A 14,257-nucleotide genomic window follows, 5' to 3' on the forward strand; every position below is an offset into this window, starting at 1 on the left:
TGGCCGGCGCCGCGGGGGTGGCCGGCGCCGCGGGGGTGGCCGGCGTCAGGGCCAGCTCGGCCATGACCTCGCGGTACGGGCGGGCCTGCGCGGCGGGGCCGCCGCGCAGGACCGCGCCCTCACGCAACGAACTCATCGTCGCCGCCGCGCGAGATGGTCAGGACACCCTGCTCCTCGAGGGTGCGGATGACACCGACCACCTTGGCCTGGGCCTCCTCGACCGTGCGGGTGCGCACCGGGCCGAGCAGCTCGATCTCCTCGGCGAGGTTCTCGGCGGCACGCTCGGAGAGGTTGCGCTGCACCTTGTCGCGGACGTCGGGCCGGACACCCTTGAGGGCGGTGGCCAGGTCGTTGGCCTCGACCTCGCGCAGCACCAGCTGCAGGGAGCGGTCGTCGATGGTGACGATGTCCTCGAAGACGAACATCTGCGCGCGGACGGCCTCGGCCAGCTCCGGGTCGCTGTTGTCCAGCCACTCGAGGATCGAGCGCTCGGTCGGCCGCGGCGAGCGGTTGATGATCTCGACCAGGGTCTCGACGCCACCGACGGTGGTCATGTCCTGGTGGGCCAGGATCGAGCCCATCCGGCGGCCCAGCTCCTCCTCGACCAGGCGGACCATCTCCGGGGAGGTGCGGTCCATCGTGGCGATGCGGTGGGCGACCTCGGCCTGCTGCTCGGGCACGAACCCGGACAGGACCTCGGCCGACTGGGCGGCGGTGAGGTGGGCGAGCACCAGCGCGATGACCTGCGGGTGCTCGTCCTTGAGGAAGGTGACCAGCTGGCGGACGTCGGCGTTGCGCAGCGAGGCGAACGGCACCTCGGTGTAGACGACGTTGAGCCGGGAGAGGATGCCCTCGGCCTTGTCCTGGCCGAGGCCGGCGGCGAGGACCTCCCGCGCGAACTCGACGCCGCCGCGGCCGACGAACTGCTGGGCGGTCATCAGGTTGTGGAACTCGCGCATGACGCCGTCGACGTCCTCGAGCTCCACCGAGCCGAGCTTCATCAGCTCGCGGGTGAGGGCCTCGACCTCGCGGGGGCGCAGCTGGGCCAGCAGGACGCCGGCCTCCTCCTTGCTCATCTGGGCGAGGAAGACGGCGGCCTTGCGCAGGCCGGGCAGCTCGGGACGCGCGGGCACGGCCACGGGGGCCGGGGCGGCGGCGGGGATGCTGGCGAGGGTCATGACTTGCTCTCGCTGAGCCAGCCGCGCAGCATCGCCGCGACCTCGTCGGGACGCTCGCTGACCATCGTCGAGATCTCCCCTCGCACCTTGGCGCGTTCGGCGGCCTCCAGCTGGAGCTGGGCGTCGGTGACCGGTACCTCGGGCTCGCGGGTGCTGGCCACGCGGAGGCGGTCCAGCTCGGCGAGCATGTCGTCGTCGAGCTCGAGCGGCTCGTAGTCCTCCTCGGCGTCCTCGCGCCCGCGGCGGGAGCGGAGCCACACGATGAGGACGACCAGCGCGATGCCGGCGGCGATCCCGCCGGTGCGGATCATCGACCACATCTGCTCGCTGGCCTCGGCCTCGCGAGCGGCCTCCATCGCCTCGGCGGCGTTGGTGGCGGCGGTGTCGTCGAAGGGCATGGCGGCGACCGTGATGTCGTCACCGCGGGCCGGGTCCAGGCCGACGGCGGTGGTCATCAGGTTGGTCATCTGCTGCTGGTTGAGGTTGCCGGCGACGGCGTCGTTCATGACGACGGACACGGTCAGCCGGTTGAGGGCGCCCGGGGCGTCCTCCACGACCTCGACGGTCTTCCCGACGGCGTTGTTGGCCGTCGAGGACTCCTTCTCGTAGTTCGTGTTCCCGCCGCCGGCGTTGGCCGCGGCGTCGGGCATGTTCTCCGGGCCGAGGATGCCGCCGACGGGGGCACCGGTGCCGGTGTACCGCTCCGTGGTGGTCTGCTCCGACACCGGGGGCGTCTGCTCGTCGTAGTTGTAGGTCTCCGACGTGGTGTTCCGCTTGGAGAGGTCGACGTCGGCGCGCACGGAGACGACGCTGTTGCCGGGGCCGACGACCGAGTCGAGGATCTTCTGCGCGCTCGCGGCGAGCCGGTTCTCGTAGTCCTGCTCGACCTGGGAGCGGGCGTCGCCGGCGGCGGGGGTCATGCCGCTGCCGGGGGCGGAGAGGACCTGCCCGCTGGCGTCGGCGACGGTGACCTGGTCGGGGGACATGCCCTGCACGCTGGAGGAGACCAGGTTGGTGACGGCCTGGATCTGCTCGCCGGACAGCTGGGTGCCGGGGGAGAGGTCGAGGAGCACCGAGGCGGTGGGCGCGGCCTTGTCGCGGACGAAGACCTCCTCCTCGGGCAGCGCCACCTTGACGATGGCGGAGTTGACGCCGGCAAGGGCCTCGAGGGTCTTGGCGAGCTCGCCCTCCAGCGCGCGCTGGTAGGTGACCTGCTGCTGGAACTCGCTGGTGGTGATGCCCTGCTCGTCGAGCAGCGCGTACCCGGTGTCCTGGCCGGCCGGGAGGCCCTTGCCGCTCATGGCCAGGCGCAGGTCGTAGACCTTGTCCTTGGCGACCATGATCGTGGCGCCGCCGTCGGCGAGCTCGTAGGGGACGCTCTGGGCGTTGAGCTCCTCCACGATCGCCGAGGCGTCGGAGGCGGCGAGGTTGGAGAACAGCGGGGCCTGGGTCGGGGTGGTGATCCAGCTGTAGAAGAAGAACCCGCCGAGCATCAGCCCGACGAGCAGCAGGCCGATGACGACCTTCTGCCCGAGGCCGACGGATGCGAACGTGGAGCGGGCACGCTCCAGCGTCCCGGCGAGTGCCGAACTCATCAGATCTGCATCCTCATGATCTCAGTGAAGGCCGCCACGGCCTGGTTCTTGATGGTCACGACCATCTCGAGCGCCACGCCGGACTCGGCGCTGGCGATCATGTAGTCGTGCACGTCCTTGAGGTCGCCGGTGGCGGCCTGGACGGCCAGGTCGGAGGTGACCGACTGCTTGGCCTGGAGTGCGTCGAAGCTGGAGGCGAGGACGGCGGCGAAGCCGTCGGTCGCCTCGACCGCGGGCGTGCCGCGGGTGCTGCCGGCCACGCCGCTGACGGCGCCGATCCCGACGGGCGGGATGCCGCCGATGGGCATCGTCACGAGCGCTTCCCGAGCTGCAGCGCGGCCTGGTAGGCGTTGGTGGCCCGCTCGATGACGGCGAGGTTGGCCTGGTAGCCGCGCTGCGCCATCATCATGTGGGTCATCTGGTCACCGAGGTCGATGTCGGGGTACTTCACGTAGCCCTCGGCGTCGGCCAGCGGGTGGTCCGGCTCGTAGACCATGCGGCCCTCGGGGTTGCCGAACTCGGCGCGCGCGACGCGGACGCCGCCCTCGCCGGACCCGTAGTCGACGGCCTGGGCGACGACCAGGCGTTCCTGGAAGGCGTCCTCGTTCGTCCGGGTGACGGTGTTGATGTTCGCGATGTTGTCGGAGACGGCGTCGAGCCACTTCCGGTGCGTCATCAGGCCGGACTGGGAGATGCTCAGTGCCTGGAACATGCTCATGTCAGTTCGTCCTCAGTGCCGTGCGCATCGAGCTGTACTTGCCGTCGAGCGCGTTGATCGCCATCTGGTAGCGCAGGCCGGTCTCGGTCGCGATGACCGTCTCGGCGTCCAAATTGACGTTGTTGCCGTTGGTGTTGGTCGGCTCCAGCGAGCGGAGCGTGGTGCCGCCCGTGATCGCCGGCGTCTGACCGCTGCTGACGGCCCCGCGCAGCGACGTCTCGAAGTCCGTCCGCCCGGCCAGGAAGCCGGGGGTGTTGACGTTCGCGATGTTGTCGGCGGTGACCCGCTGCCGCTGGGCGAGCCCGGCGAGGGCTGCCTTGAGCACCGTCGACGTGGCGTCGGCGATCATCGAGCGGCGGGCCGGCAGGTGGAGCAGGACACGATCGACCTCCGGGGTAGGCGGAAGAGCACTCGCGAGCGAGTGCGGGGCCGCCGATCCGTGGCGAAGGTGTTGCTCTCCGTGCAGTAGCTCCATCGGCAGCCGGCCCGGAGCGGTTGACCGAGCGGGGGCACGGGAGGGACGTCAGGACCCGGGAGGGTCGACCGTGGCGCGTGTGACCAGCGGTGCGGTGGTCGCGTAGCGGGCCGACCGGGACTGGGGAGTTGGCACCTTCCGTGCCCGGGGCCGGCGTCTGCGCTGCTCGGACCCCGGAAGACGACGAACGCCCCGTCGCCGGTGACGGCGACGGGGCGTGCGTGCGGTGGGGTGGGGTCAGCGAGCGGCGGAGGCCAGCCGGCGGCCGTCCCCGGCGCGCGTGCGGTTCTCCCGCGCGGCGCGCCAGGCAGCCGCCCAGCGCTCGGCGGTGTGCTCGGTGAGGTGGTGGGCCAGGACCTGCTCGCGGGCGGCCGCGGCCACCTCGCGACGCCGGTCGGCGTCGCGGACGCCGGCGGTGAGCCACTTGGCCCAGTCCTTCGGCGAGCGGGCCGGCATGCCGAGCCCGAGCCGCTCGTACTCCTCGGTGCGCGCCCGCACGCAGTAGACGCCGCGCGCCGAGTACTCCAGCGGCTTCAGCCAGCTCTTCGAGGTGTTGAAGCGGTCCACCCGCAGCGGCGCGATGCCGATGTCGAAGAGCTCGCCCAGCCGGACGGCGTAGGAGTCGACGTCCATCTCCCAGGGCACCTCCTCCGGCTCGTCGGGCAGGTGCAGGCGCTCCTTCAGGTCCCACTTCTGGCCGAAGATGACCAGCCGGCTCTGCCCGCGGGTGCGGTCCAGGGCCTGCTGCAGGCCCGACCCCATCTCCTGCAGGTCGTACGGGTGGCTCGGCACGCTGCCGGCCCAGCCGATGGTGACGGTGTCCGGGGTGCGCTCGTAGGCCGGCGGCAGCTCCGCCGTGCGGCGGGGGACGGCGTTCTCGACGACGACCCCGCGGCCGTGGCGGGCGTACTCCTTGAGCAGCGCCGGCGTCGACGTCGTCACCAGGTCCGCCTCGCGGGCGGCCTGGGCGGCGAACTCGCTGTTGCCGGCGCGGACCAGGGCGCTGTGCCCCATGTGGCCGTAGGGCACGGCCGAGAGCAGGTCGTCCATCTCGACGACGACCGCGACGCCCTGCGCCTGCAGGAGGCGCTGGATCTGCAGCATCTCGGCGGTCTTGGGCAGCTGCAGGACGACGACGTCGGCACCCTGGGCGTCGACGTCGACGACCTCCATCGCACCGTCCTCGCCGACCGGGCGCATCGTGGTGCCGATGCCGCGGGCGACCGCGACCTCGATGCCGAGGTCCGCGGCCTGGACGGCGCGGGCCGGCTCCTCGATGCGGTAGTACGTGGAGCCCTGGGCGATCGCGTGCGTGAGCAGTACGCGCATGGGTGACCCTTCTCGTGTGTGGCCGCGGCCGGTGGGCGCGGGGGGCTGGCCCCGACGTCGCAGCCGGTGCTCGCCCCTACCTCATCGGCAGTCGGGCGGCCGGACCGGCCACGGCGGCCGGAATTCGGCGGCGCGGGGCCCGGTGGCGCGGCGGACGGGCCGTCGCGGACGGGTCAGAGCGCGCGGTCGATGAACGACGCGACCGGGCGCTCGGTGCCGTAGGACATGCGCGCGGCGAGGTCGCGCTGCTTCTGGGACTGCATGATGCGCTCGACGAGCGCCTCGGCGACCGCCAGCTGGTGCTGCAGCAGGCGGGCGGCGCGCTCGCGGAGGTCGGGCGGGATGGGCCCTAGACCGGTCGGGGGGATCCAGTCGGTGGTGCGCCGGCCCCAGGCGGTGATCTCCTCGGCCCGTCCGCGGGCGAGGGTCTCCTGCGCGGCGAGGACGTCGCCCTCGAGCTGGGTGAGGGCCTCGTGCCAGTCGACGGGGCGGCGGCGGTCACCGTGGTCGCCGGCCTCCCTGTCGGAGGTGCCGGGCCGGGCCGGCGGCGCGTACGGGCTGAAGCCGGAGCCCGCCGCGGCCGAGCCGCTGACCGGGCCCACGGTCACGACGGAACGCCCGCCAGCGAGGCGGCGGCCTGCCGCCACGCGTCGCGCAGCGGCTCGACGACCGCCCGGCAGGACGCGATGCGGTTGCCGTCCAGCTTGAGGTTGGCCTGGACCAGCTCGTTGACCAGCCACTTGTACAGGGCGGCCAGGCGCGGCCCGCCCTCCCACACGTCCACCTGGAGGCTGGACAGCAGCTCCAGGACGATCGACTGCGCGTGCTGCAGCTCCTCGTTGGCCCGGGCCCGGTTGCCCTCCGCGACGGCCAGCTGAGCGCGCTCGAGGTCGAGGGTCAGGCGGTCGTACAGCATGACCAGCACCTGCTGCGGCGAGGCGGTGGCGACGGAGTCGCCGAGGTAGCGGGCGCGAAGCGAAGCAGCACTCATCGGGAAGGGCTCCTGAAGCGAAGAGTCGAGCGGGGTGGGGCGGAGGTCAGGACAGCGAGCCGAGCTGGCCGGCCAGCCAGTTGGACTGGTTGGTCAGCGAGCTCAGCGCGGTCTCCATGGCGGTGAACTGCCGGGTCAGGGCGACCTTGCGGGCGGCCAGCCGGAGGTCCCAGGCGGCGATCCGGTCCTTGATGTCACGGGCGAGCGAGTCCTGGCCGGTCGCCATGTTCGTGAGGCTGCCGGTGGTCGCGTCGGAGGCGGCCTTGGCGACGTCGCGGACGCGGGCGGCCAGGCCCGTGACGGCGTCGGGGTCACCGGCCGCGCCGCTGCCGGCCACGAGCCGCTGGGCGAGCTCGGGGTCGGACTTGAGGGCGGCGGTGAACTTCTCCTTGTCGAAGGTGACCAGGCCCTCGCGGGTGGTCTGGAACCCGACCTCGGCCGGCGAGCGGTCCTCGCCGACGGCCTCGGAGACGGCCGCGAGCAGCTGGCCGGCGATGGAGGTCACCGCGTACTCGCCGCGGAGCGCGGCCTTGCTGCCCGGCTGGTTGTCCGTGTAGGTCTTGATCGTCGAGATCGCCTTGTTGATCGAGTCCACGAAGCCGGAGACCTTGGCCGTCACGGCGCCGGGGTCGGCGGCCACGGTGACGGTCACCGGGGTGGACTCGGGCTTGCTCACCGTGAAGGTGGTGCCGGGGAGCACGCCCTCGAACGTGTTGGTGGCCGAGGTGATCGAGTACGCCGTCGTCCCGGCGCCGCTGCCGCCGACCCGCAGCTCGGCGTCCTGGCCGGTGCTGTTGAGGGAGAACTCGGTGCCGCCGACGGTGAAGCCGGCGGTCTTGCCCGACGTCGCCGCGGTGATCTGGAGGGCGAACTGCCCGGGGGAGACCTGGACGGCCGACGCCTTGAGGCCGAGGGCCGTCTGGGCGTTGATCTTGGCCGCGGCCTCCTCGAGGGTCTCGCTGCCGTCGAGGGTGACCGTGCCCTTGCTGGTGGTGCCGTCGGCGGAGCGGATGTCCAGGCTGCCCAGCCCGGCGGCGGTGGTCGTGCTCGACCAGCGGCCGGTGCTGACGCTGGAGGCGGTGGTCGCCACCTTGTCGACGGTGAAGGTGAGGGACGCCGGCTGCGCGTAGGAGGCGGCGGTGACGGCGACCGAGGGCGCGGTGCTGCTGGCGGCGGCGCTGCTCCAGGACTCGGGCTTGAGCAGCGACTCGGCGGAGGTGGTCAGCGCGGCGAGCCCGCTGTTCACGGTGCGGTAGGCGCTGGCGGTGGTCTCGGTGGCCGAGAGCCGGGTCTTGAGCGCGGTCTGCGACCGGGCCTCCAGCTGCAGCAGCTGGGTGATCATCGTGCCCGTGTCCATCCCGGACACCAGGCCGGTGTTGATGCTCATCGTCATGTCACTGGCTCCTGGGTCGACGGGACGGGGCGGGGCGTAAGCAAGTGAGGGGGGAGGCACGGAGGCCTCCCCCCTCACCCGGGGTGATGCTGAGGGTCTTGCCTCAGCTACTCAGCTGATCGGGATCAGCGGAGCAGCGAGAGGACGCCCTGCGAGGCCTGGTTGGCCTGCGCGAGCATCGCGGTACCGGCCTGGGACAGGATCTGGGAGCGGGTGAACCCGACCATCTCCTGGGCCATGTCGGCGTCGCGGACCCGGCTCTCCGACGCGCTCAGGTTCTCGATCGAGACGTTGAGCGAGTTGATGGTGCTCTCGAAGCGGTTCTGCTTCGCACCGAGGGTGGCGCGCGACTCCGAGACCGTCTTGATCTGGGTGTCGAGCGTCGTCAGGTCAGCACCGGCGCTGTAGGTACCGGAGGCCGACATGTTGGTGGCAACGCCGGTGACAGCCGTGGCAACGGTGGTGACGTTGCTCAGCTCGACGGTCATGGTCTCGCCCGTGTTGGCACCGGTCTGGAAGGACAGGCTGGAGGCGCTGCCGTTCAGGAGCTTGGTGCCGTTGAAGTCGGTCCGACCGGCGATGTCGTTCAGCGCGCCGGCGAGCTCGGTGACCTCCTTGGCGATGTACCCACGGGCCTTGGCGTCGACGACGCCGGTGTTACCCGCCTGGACCGTCAGGTCACGGACGCGCTGCAGGATGGAGTGCACCTCGGTGAGGGCACCTTCCGCCGTCTGCACGACGGACACGCCGTCCTGCGAGTTGCGGACGGCGACCTTGAGGCCACCGACCTGCGAGCGCAGACCCTCGGAGATCGCCAGACCGGCCGCGTCGTCGGCGGCACGGTTGATCCGGAAGCCGGAGGACAGCTTCTCGAGCGACTTGCTCATCTGACCGTCGGTGACCGACAGGTTCCGGTGAGCGTTGAGAGCGGCGATGTTCTGGTTGATGCGCAGACCCATGATGTTCCTCCTTGGAATCAGGTCTTTCTGGGGGGATCCCGCTGCATCCGTGCTGCGGGCCGTGCAAGTAGGTCATCGGCCGGGGGCGCCTGGCGCTTGAGCCGAGCCGGAAAGTTTTCCTCCTCAGGCGGTACGTGCCGCGGTCCCGCCGGCGGTGGCCCAGGGGTCCCGCGGCCGGGGGAGCTGGGTGGCCCCCTCGCGCCCGGTCACCCGGTCGAGGTAGGCCCGCTGCTGGTTCCGGGCGCGGACCCCGCCGGTCGCCGGGACCGGGGTGCCCTCCCAGATCTCGCCCATCGCGGCGTGCAGGAGGGTCAGCGCCCGCGCACGCATCTGCGAGACCCGGGAGAGGGTCACGCCGAGGTCCTCCGCGATGTCGGTCAGGGATTCATCACCGAAGAAATTCCGCTCGATGACCTCGTCGAGCCGGTCGGGGAGCGCGCGGATCGCCTCGTGCAGGTGACGGGCGCGCTCGCCGCGCATGACCGCCCGCTCCGGCGACTCGCCGGTGTCGGGGAGGTCGAGGGTCGTGCCGTCAGGGCCGGCCTCGGCGTCGATGCTGACCATGACGGCGCGGTGCACGTCGACCTGCAGGTGGTCGAGCTCGCTGCGGGGGATGCCGAGGCTCTCGGCCAGCTCCTCCCGCGTCGGCGGCCGGCCCAGGCTGATGGTCAGCGCGTCGGCGGCGGCGTCGGTCCGCCGGGCCGCGGCCCGGACCGAGCGGCTGGCCCAGTCGCCGGAGCGCAGCTCGTCCAGGACCGCGCCCTGGAGGCGGGCCAGCGCGTAGGTGGCGAAGGAGGCGCCGGCATCGGGGTCGAAGCGCTTGGCCACCTCGACCAGCGCCACGTGCGCGCAGGAGAGCAGGTCCTCGCGGCTCACGTGCGTGGGCAGCGAGATGCGGGCGGCCACGGCGTTGACGGCGAAGGCGGCGAGCGGCAGGTGCTCGGTCACCAGCGCGTCCACCTCCTTCGGCGACCGGACCTTCGAGGGGTTCGGGAGCCGGCCGTTCTGGGGGCGCTCGCGCAACGGCCGGTCATGCGCGGACCGATCACGCAGGGAACGCTCGGTCGCGAGGGCACGGACTGGGGTCACGTCCGTATCTCTCGGCTGGCCGCGACGAGATCGGCACCACCCGTCGGCACAAATCGCGCAGAACTTGAGCGGGAGTTCCGGGCTTCGGCTTGACCCCCTCCGGACGGGTGCCGATGGCAGCACCTGACGGCGGTCGCCGCCCGGCCCTCCCGGCCCGGCCGACCGCGTGCGGACCTGCGAGACGACGGAAGGCGGTGGACACGTGGACTACCAGCACCTGTCGACGTTGCTGTGGCGGGAGCAGGAGCTCCTGGACCTGCTGCTGTTCAAGGCCGAGGAGAAGCAGTACCTGATCCTCACCGGCAAGACGCGCTGGCTGCAGCGGATCGCCCACGAGATCGAGGTCGTGCTCGACCAGCTCCGCACCCTCGAGGTGGAGCGCGCCGCGGCCACCGAGGCCGTGGCCCAGCACCTGGGCATCGGCAGCGACCCCTCCCTGCGGCAGGTCGCCGAGGCGGCCCCCGCCCCCTGGAACGACCTCTACGGCAAGCACCACGAGGCCCTGCTCGTCCTGGTGACCGAGCTGCGCAGCCTGTCCGACGCCAACCGCGAGCTCATCGAGGGGGGCCTGTCGGCGATCGGCGACGCCCTCAGCAAGAGCCGGGCGCCGTCGGCCGGCACCTACGGCGCCACGGGCCGGCACTCCGACGGCACGCACCGCGCCGTCACCCTGGACGGAGCACTCTGACGTGAGCACCTTCAGCCTCCTCAACACCGCGACCACCTCGCTGTGGGCGCAGCGCCGGGCGCTCGACGTCACCGGCCAGAACATCGCCAACGTCAACACCGAGGGCTACTCCCGCCAGCGGGCGGACCTGCAGGCGATCGGCGGCAGCGTCGTCCCCGCGTTCTACTCGGTCGGCGACGGCATCGGCGGCGGCGTCAACGCCGACAAGCTGACCCGCATCCGCGACGCCTTCCTCGAGGGCCGCGGGCACGCCGAGCACGCCAACAGCGCGCAGCTGCTCGCCGAGACCGAGGCATTCCAGTTCGCCGAGCAGGCGTTCCGCGAGCCCGGCACGACCGGCCTGCAGAACCTGATGGCCGACATGTGGCGCGGCTGGCAGGACGTCGCCAACAAGCCCGAGGACCCGGCCGCCCGCGGCCAGGTGCTCAAGCGGCTGGAGACCCTGGTCGGCGGCCTGCACTTCAGCAGCGCCCAGCTGGACGGCCGCTGGCAGCAGACCCGCGAGAACCTCGACGTCCTCGTGGCCGACGTCAACGCCGCGGCCGAGACGATCGCCCAGCTCAACACCGCGATCCTGCGCGCCTCCCAGACCGGCAAGCCGGCCAACGACCTGGCCGACCGCCGCGACCTGCTCATCATGAAGCTCGCCGACCAGGTCGGCGTCTCGGTGCGCCCGCAGGACGGCGGCGTCCTCGACGTCATCGTCGGTGGGACCAGCCTCGTCACCGGCGGCACCGCGTCCAAGCTCGCCGTCGAGGGCTCCGACGACCTCGCCGGCTACGCCACCGACCGGCCCCGCGTGGTCACCGACCCGGGCGGCTTCACCGTCACCGTGGGCGGTACCGCCGGCGGCCAGCTGCACGCGCTGAACTCCATCCTGCCCACCTACCGCGGAGAGCTGGACAAGGTCGCGCAGACGCTCGCCACCCAGCTCAACGACACGCACCGCGAGGGCTTCGACCTCGACGGGGTCGCGGGCGACCCGCTCGTCGGCCCCGACCCGGTCTCGGCGTCGTCCATCAAGGTGCTGATCACCGACCCGCGCAAGCTCGCGGCGTCCACCATCGACTCGGGCACCGGCAACCTCGGCCGCGCCAACGCCGACAAGCTCTCCCAGCTGGGGCAGGGCGTCGGCTCGCCCGACACCGCCTACCGCCAGATGATCGTCGAGCTGGGCGTCCAGTCGGCGGTCTCGCAGCGCAACCTCGACATCCAGTCGGTGATCACCGGTCAGGTGGACGCCAACCGGGAGTCGGTGGCAGGCGTCAACCTCGACGAGGAGATGACCAACATGCTGTCCTTCCAGCACGCGTACTCGGCGGCGGGCCGGCTGGTCACCGCGATCGACGAGCTGCTCGACGTCCTGATCAACCGCACCGGCCGCGTGGGGCTGTGATCTAGGTGCGCATCACGCAGAAGGCCGTCGCCCACACCAGCCTCCAGGGCCTCAACCGCAACCTCGAGACCTTCGGGAAGCTGCAGCAGCAGCTCACCTCGGGCCGCCTCATCAACGCGCCGTCGGACTCGCCGACCGGCACGAACAAGGCGATGCAGACCCGGTCGGACCAGGCCGCCGTCGAGCAGTTCTCGCGCAACATCAGCGACGCCGACAGCTGGCTGTCCATCACCGACTCCACGCTGCAGAACATGGTCGACGTCGCCCGGCGGGTGCGCGACCTGACCGTGCAGGGCTCCAGCACCGGCAGCTCCTCCCCGGCGAGCCGGCAGGCGCTCTCCACCGAGGTTGCCTCGCTCAAGGAGACGCTGTACGGCCTGGCCAACACGACCATCCAGGGGCGCCCCATCTTCGGCGGCGTGACCACCAGCCCGCGGGCCTACGAAGGCGGTGCCTTCCAGGGCCAGGTCATGGACGGCTCCCAGGTGATGCGCCGGGTGTCGTTCACCGAGGAGGTCCGCGTCGACCTCAACGGCATCGAGGCATTCGGCCCGGACACCCCGGGCGGCGACGACCTGTTCGCCGTCGTCGGCCGGATCGCCGACAACCTGGTGAACGCGCCCGAGGACCTGGGCCAGGACCTCGCCGACCTCGACGTGGCGATGAAGCGGATGCTCGGCGGCATCGCCGACGTCGGTGCGCGCGCCGCCCGGGTCGAGCGCGAGCAGCAGATCAACACCGACCTCGCGCTCACCCTCGAGACCGAGCTCGGCGAGGTCGAGAACGTCGACCTGCCGAACACGATCATGCGGCTGCAGATGCAGCAGGTGGGCTACCAGGCGGCGCTGCAGGCGACGGCGAAGGCCATCTCCCCGACGCTGATGGACTACCTGCGCTGATGACCGCCCCCGCCTTCCCCGCACCGGCTCCCGCGCCGGCGACCGCACCCTCTCCGCCCCCGGTCCAGGTGCTGTCGTTCGCCGAGCCGATGCCGGGCTTCCCCGGCCACGTGGACTACGTCCTGGTGGCCGGGGACTCGACCGGGCTGCTGTTCTGGCTGCAGTCGGTCGCCCCGGACGGCCCGCGGTTCCTCGCGGTGACCGCCCGGGAGTTCTTCCCGGACTACTCGCCGGTCCTGCCGGCGTCGGTCCGGCTGGAGCTGGGTCTCGCCGACGTCGCCGAGGCCCGGGTGCTCTGCCTGCTCAGCGTGCCCGACGGGAACCCCGCCGAGGCCACGGCCAACCTCCGCGCGCCGGTCGTCGTCGCCCCCTCGACGCACCGGGCCCGGCAGGTGGTCCTGACCGACGGGTCCCTTCCCCTTCGGCGGCGCCTACGCCGATAACCTCACAGGGCCGCGATCTGCGGTCCTGGCCCGCACCGGCGGGCACCGCCACGGACGGCCACCACATCACCCATGGAGGGGTACCCATGCTCACTCTCACCCGCAGCGTCGGCGAGACCATCCGCATCGGCGACGACATCGAGGTCCACGTCGTCGAGGTCCGCGGAGGCACCGTCCGCCTGGGCTTCAAGGCCCCGCGCGAGGTCGCGATCCACCGCGAGGAGGTCTACCGGCAGATCGCCGAGGCCAACCTGCTCGCGGCTCAGGTCACCGCCGACACCCTCGGCGCGCTGGCCGCGTTCGCCCCTGCCGCGCCGGTCGACGAGAACGCCGTCGACGGCCCGGCCGCGACCGACGCCACCGAGCCGGGTCCGGCACGCGTGAACGACTGACAGAACTGCACGGCAACGGGGGGTTCCCCCTCGGCAAGCCGTGCCAAGTTGACGTCACCGCGCGCTGACCCGGGCGCGACACGGGCAACTATTGCCGAAGCTTCGCCCTCACAACTGCGTTGGACACAGCGAGTTGTGTTCCGTGTTCGGACCGCTCATGCGGCAGATTTCTCCCCAAGCAAGTGACAGGGGGCGATCAATATGGCACGCAACGCATTCACCGCTTCGGTGGCCGGCGACCAGACCGGCGAGCCGGAGTCCGTGGTGGTCCACGTGCAGCTGCGACCGCGCCGCGGTGCGACGCGCAAGTGCCTCGCGGCGCTGGCGTCGCTGGCGGCCGAGCACGAGGACGTCGTCGTCACGGTGACCGGGCTGAGCAAGGACGACCGGGTCGTCCGCGTGACCGTCGGCATCGACCTCGGCCCCCGCACGGCCATCGCGAAGTTCTCGCCCCAGGCGCAGGCGGCGTACGCCTTCGTCTCGGCGATCTTCACCTCGCTCTACGACCACATGCCGGTCTACACCGCCGAGCCCAGCGCCACCGAGCGCGCTGCGGCCACGGCCCTCTTCGACCGCCTGGCCGACGGCACCGCGCGTGTCGACGACCTCGCCGCCGACCTCGGCGACGCGCTGCCCGACGTGTCGGCGCCCGCGTCCCCGATCCCCGCGCCTCGGCTCCCCGGTCCGGGCGAGCGCATTCCGGCCTGACGGC

16 protein-coding genes and 1 pseudogene are annotated in these 14,257 nt (G+C 72.0%); 6 read left to right on the forward strand and 11 right to left on the reverse strand.

Annotated elements, in window-relative coordinates:
• Nucleotides 1–119 precede the first annotated feature (119 nt).
• From fliG to E4P43_RS20780, 11 genes are all read right to left on the reverse strand, one after another.
• Nucleotides 120–1,178, reverse strand: a complete 1,059-nt coding sequence (gene fliG, locus E4P43_RS05495) for a flagellar motor switch protein FliG (RefSeq protein ID WP_135144413.1) — start codon at nucleotides 1,176–1,178, stop codon at nucleotides 120–122.
• Entirely contained in the window at nucleotides 1,175–2,773 is a 1,599-nt protein-coding gene (gene fliF / locus E4P43_RS05500; RefSeq protein WP_135144414.1) for a flagellar basal-body MS-ring/collar protein FliF, read from the reverse strand. The genes fliG and fliF overlap by 4 nt, the downstream gene beginning before the upstream one ends.
• Nucleotides 2,773–3,081, reverse strand: coding sequence for a flagellar hook-basal body complex protein FliE (fliE, locus tag E4P43_RS05505; RefSeq protein WP_245158959.1), 309 nt, complete (start codon nucleotides 3,079–3,081; stop codon nucleotides 2,773–2,775). The genes fliF and fliE overlap by 1 nt, the downstream gene beginning before the upstream one ends.
• A gap of 2 nt (nucleotides 3,082–3,083) precedes the next feature.
• Nucleotides 3,084–3,491, reverse strand: coding sequence for a flagellar basal body rod protein FlgC (flgC, locus tag E4P43_RS05510; RefSeq protein ID WP_135144416.1), 408 nt, complete (start codon nucleotides 3,489–3,491; stop codon nucleotides 3,084–3,086).
• A 1-nt stretch (nucleotide 3,492) separates the two neighbouring features.
• Nucleotides 3,493–3,840, reverse strand: a complete 348-nt coding sequence (locus E4P43_RS05515) for a flagellar basal body protein (protein WP_135144417.1) — start codon at nucleotides 3,838–3,840, stop codon at nucleotides 3,493–3,495.
• Nucleotides 3,841–4,203: 363 nt separating this feature from the next.
• A complete protein-coding gene (locus E4P43_RS05520; protein WP_135144418.1) occupies nucleotides 4,204–5,295 on the reverse strand; it encodes a glycosyltransferase in 1,092 nt (363 codons plus the stop codon).
• Nucleotides 5,296–5,468: 173 nt separating this feature from the next.
• Complete coding sequence (locus E4P43_RS05525) at nucleotides 5,469–5,903, reverse strand: hypothetical protein (protein ID WP_245158943.1); 435 nt, start codon at nucleotides 5,901–5,903, stop codon at nucleotides 5,469–5,471.
• Complete coding sequence (fliS, locus tag E4P43_RS05530) at nucleotides 5,900–6,286, reverse strand: flagellar export chaperone FliS (RefSeq protein ID WP_135144420.1); 387 nt, start codon at nucleotides 6,284–6,286, stop codon at nucleotides 5,900–5,902. Before fliS ends, E4P43_RS05525 begins: the two co-directional genes overlap by 4 nt.
• A 46-nt stretch (nucleotides 6,287–6,332) precedes the next feature.
• The gene (gene fliD / locus E4P43_RS05535; protein ID WP_135144421.1) at nucleotides 6,333–7,679 is read right to left on the reverse strand and encodes a flagellar filament capping protein FliD; all 1,347 of its coding nucleotides are present in this window, start codon (nucleotides 7,677–7,679) and stop codon (nucleotides 6,333–6,335) included.
• 125 nt (nucleotides 7,680–7,804) lie between these two features.
• The gene (locus tag E4P43_RS05540; RefSeq protein ID WP_135144422.1) at nucleotides 7,805–8,638 is read right to left on the reverse strand and encodes a flagellin; all 834 of its coding nucleotides are present in this window, start codon (nucleotides 8,636–8,638) and stop codon (nucleotides 7,805–7,807) included.
• Nucleotides 8,639–8,761: 123 nt separating this feature from the next.
• A complete protein-coding gene (locus E4P43_RS20780; RefSeq protein WP_280790934.1) occupies nucleotides 8,762–9,661 on the reverse strand; it encodes a sigma-70 family RNA polymerase sigma factor in 900 nt (299 codons plus the stop codon).
• Between the two features lie 268 nt (nucleotides 9,662–9,929).
• On the opposite strand from E4P43_RS20780, the gene E4P43_RS05550 reads away from it, so the two are divergent.
• The 6 genes and pseudogenes from E4P43_RS05550 (at nucleotide 9,930) to E4P43_RS05575 (ending at nucleotide 14,253) form a co-directional block, all read left to right on the forward strand.
• Nucleotides 9,930–10,415, forward strand: a complete 486-nt coding sequence (locus E4P43_RS05550; RefSeq protein WP_135144424.1) for a flagellar protein FlgN — start codon at nucleotides 9,930–9,932, stop codon at nucleotides 10,413–10,415.
• Between the two features lies 1 nt (nucleotide 10,416).
• Nucleotides 10,417–11,811, forward strand: coding sequence for a flagellar hook-associated protein FlgK (gene flgK / locus E4P43_RS05555; protein ID WP_135144425.1), 1,395 nt, complete (start codon nucleotides 10,417–10,419; stop codon nucleotides 11,809–11,811).
• 5 nt (nucleotides 11,812–11,816) lie between these two features.
• On the forward strand, nucleotides 11,817–12,710 hold the full coding sequence (flgL, locus tag E4P43_RS05560) for a flagellar hook-associated protein FlgL (protein ID WP_135144426.1): 894 nt from the start codon (nucleotides 11,817–11,819) through the stop codon (nucleotides 12,708–12,710).
• Complete coding sequence (locus E4P43_RS05565) at nucleotides 12,710–13,153, forward strand: flagellar assembly protein FliW (RefSeq protein WP_135144427.1); 444 nt, start codon at nucleotides 12,710–12,712, stop codon at nucleotides 13,151–13,153. Before flgL ends, E4P43_RS05565 begins: the two co-directional genes overlap by 1 nt.
• Before the next feature lie 86 nt (nucleotides 13,154–13,239).
• Nucleotides 13,240–13,413 (forward strand): annotated as a pseudogene (gene csrA / locus E4P43_RS20915) (carbon storage regulator CsrA); the annotation flags it as partial.
• A gap of 333 nt (nucleotides 13,414–13,746) precedes the next feature.
• The gene (locus E4P43_RS05575; protein ID WP_135144428.1) at nucleotides 13,747–14,253 is read left to right on the forward strand and encodes a hypothetical protein; all 507 of its coding nucleotides are present in this window, start codon (nucleotides 13,747–13,749) and stop codon (nucleotides 14,251–14,253) included.
• The last annotated feature ends 4 nt before the right edge of the window (nucleotides 14,254–14,257 follow it).

The organism is Blastococcus sp. TF02A-35, assembly GCF_004571075.1.
In the GTDB taxonomy this organism is placed as follows: domain Bacteria; phylum Actinomycetota; class Actinomycetes; order Mycobacteriales; family Geodermatophilaceae; genus Blastococcus.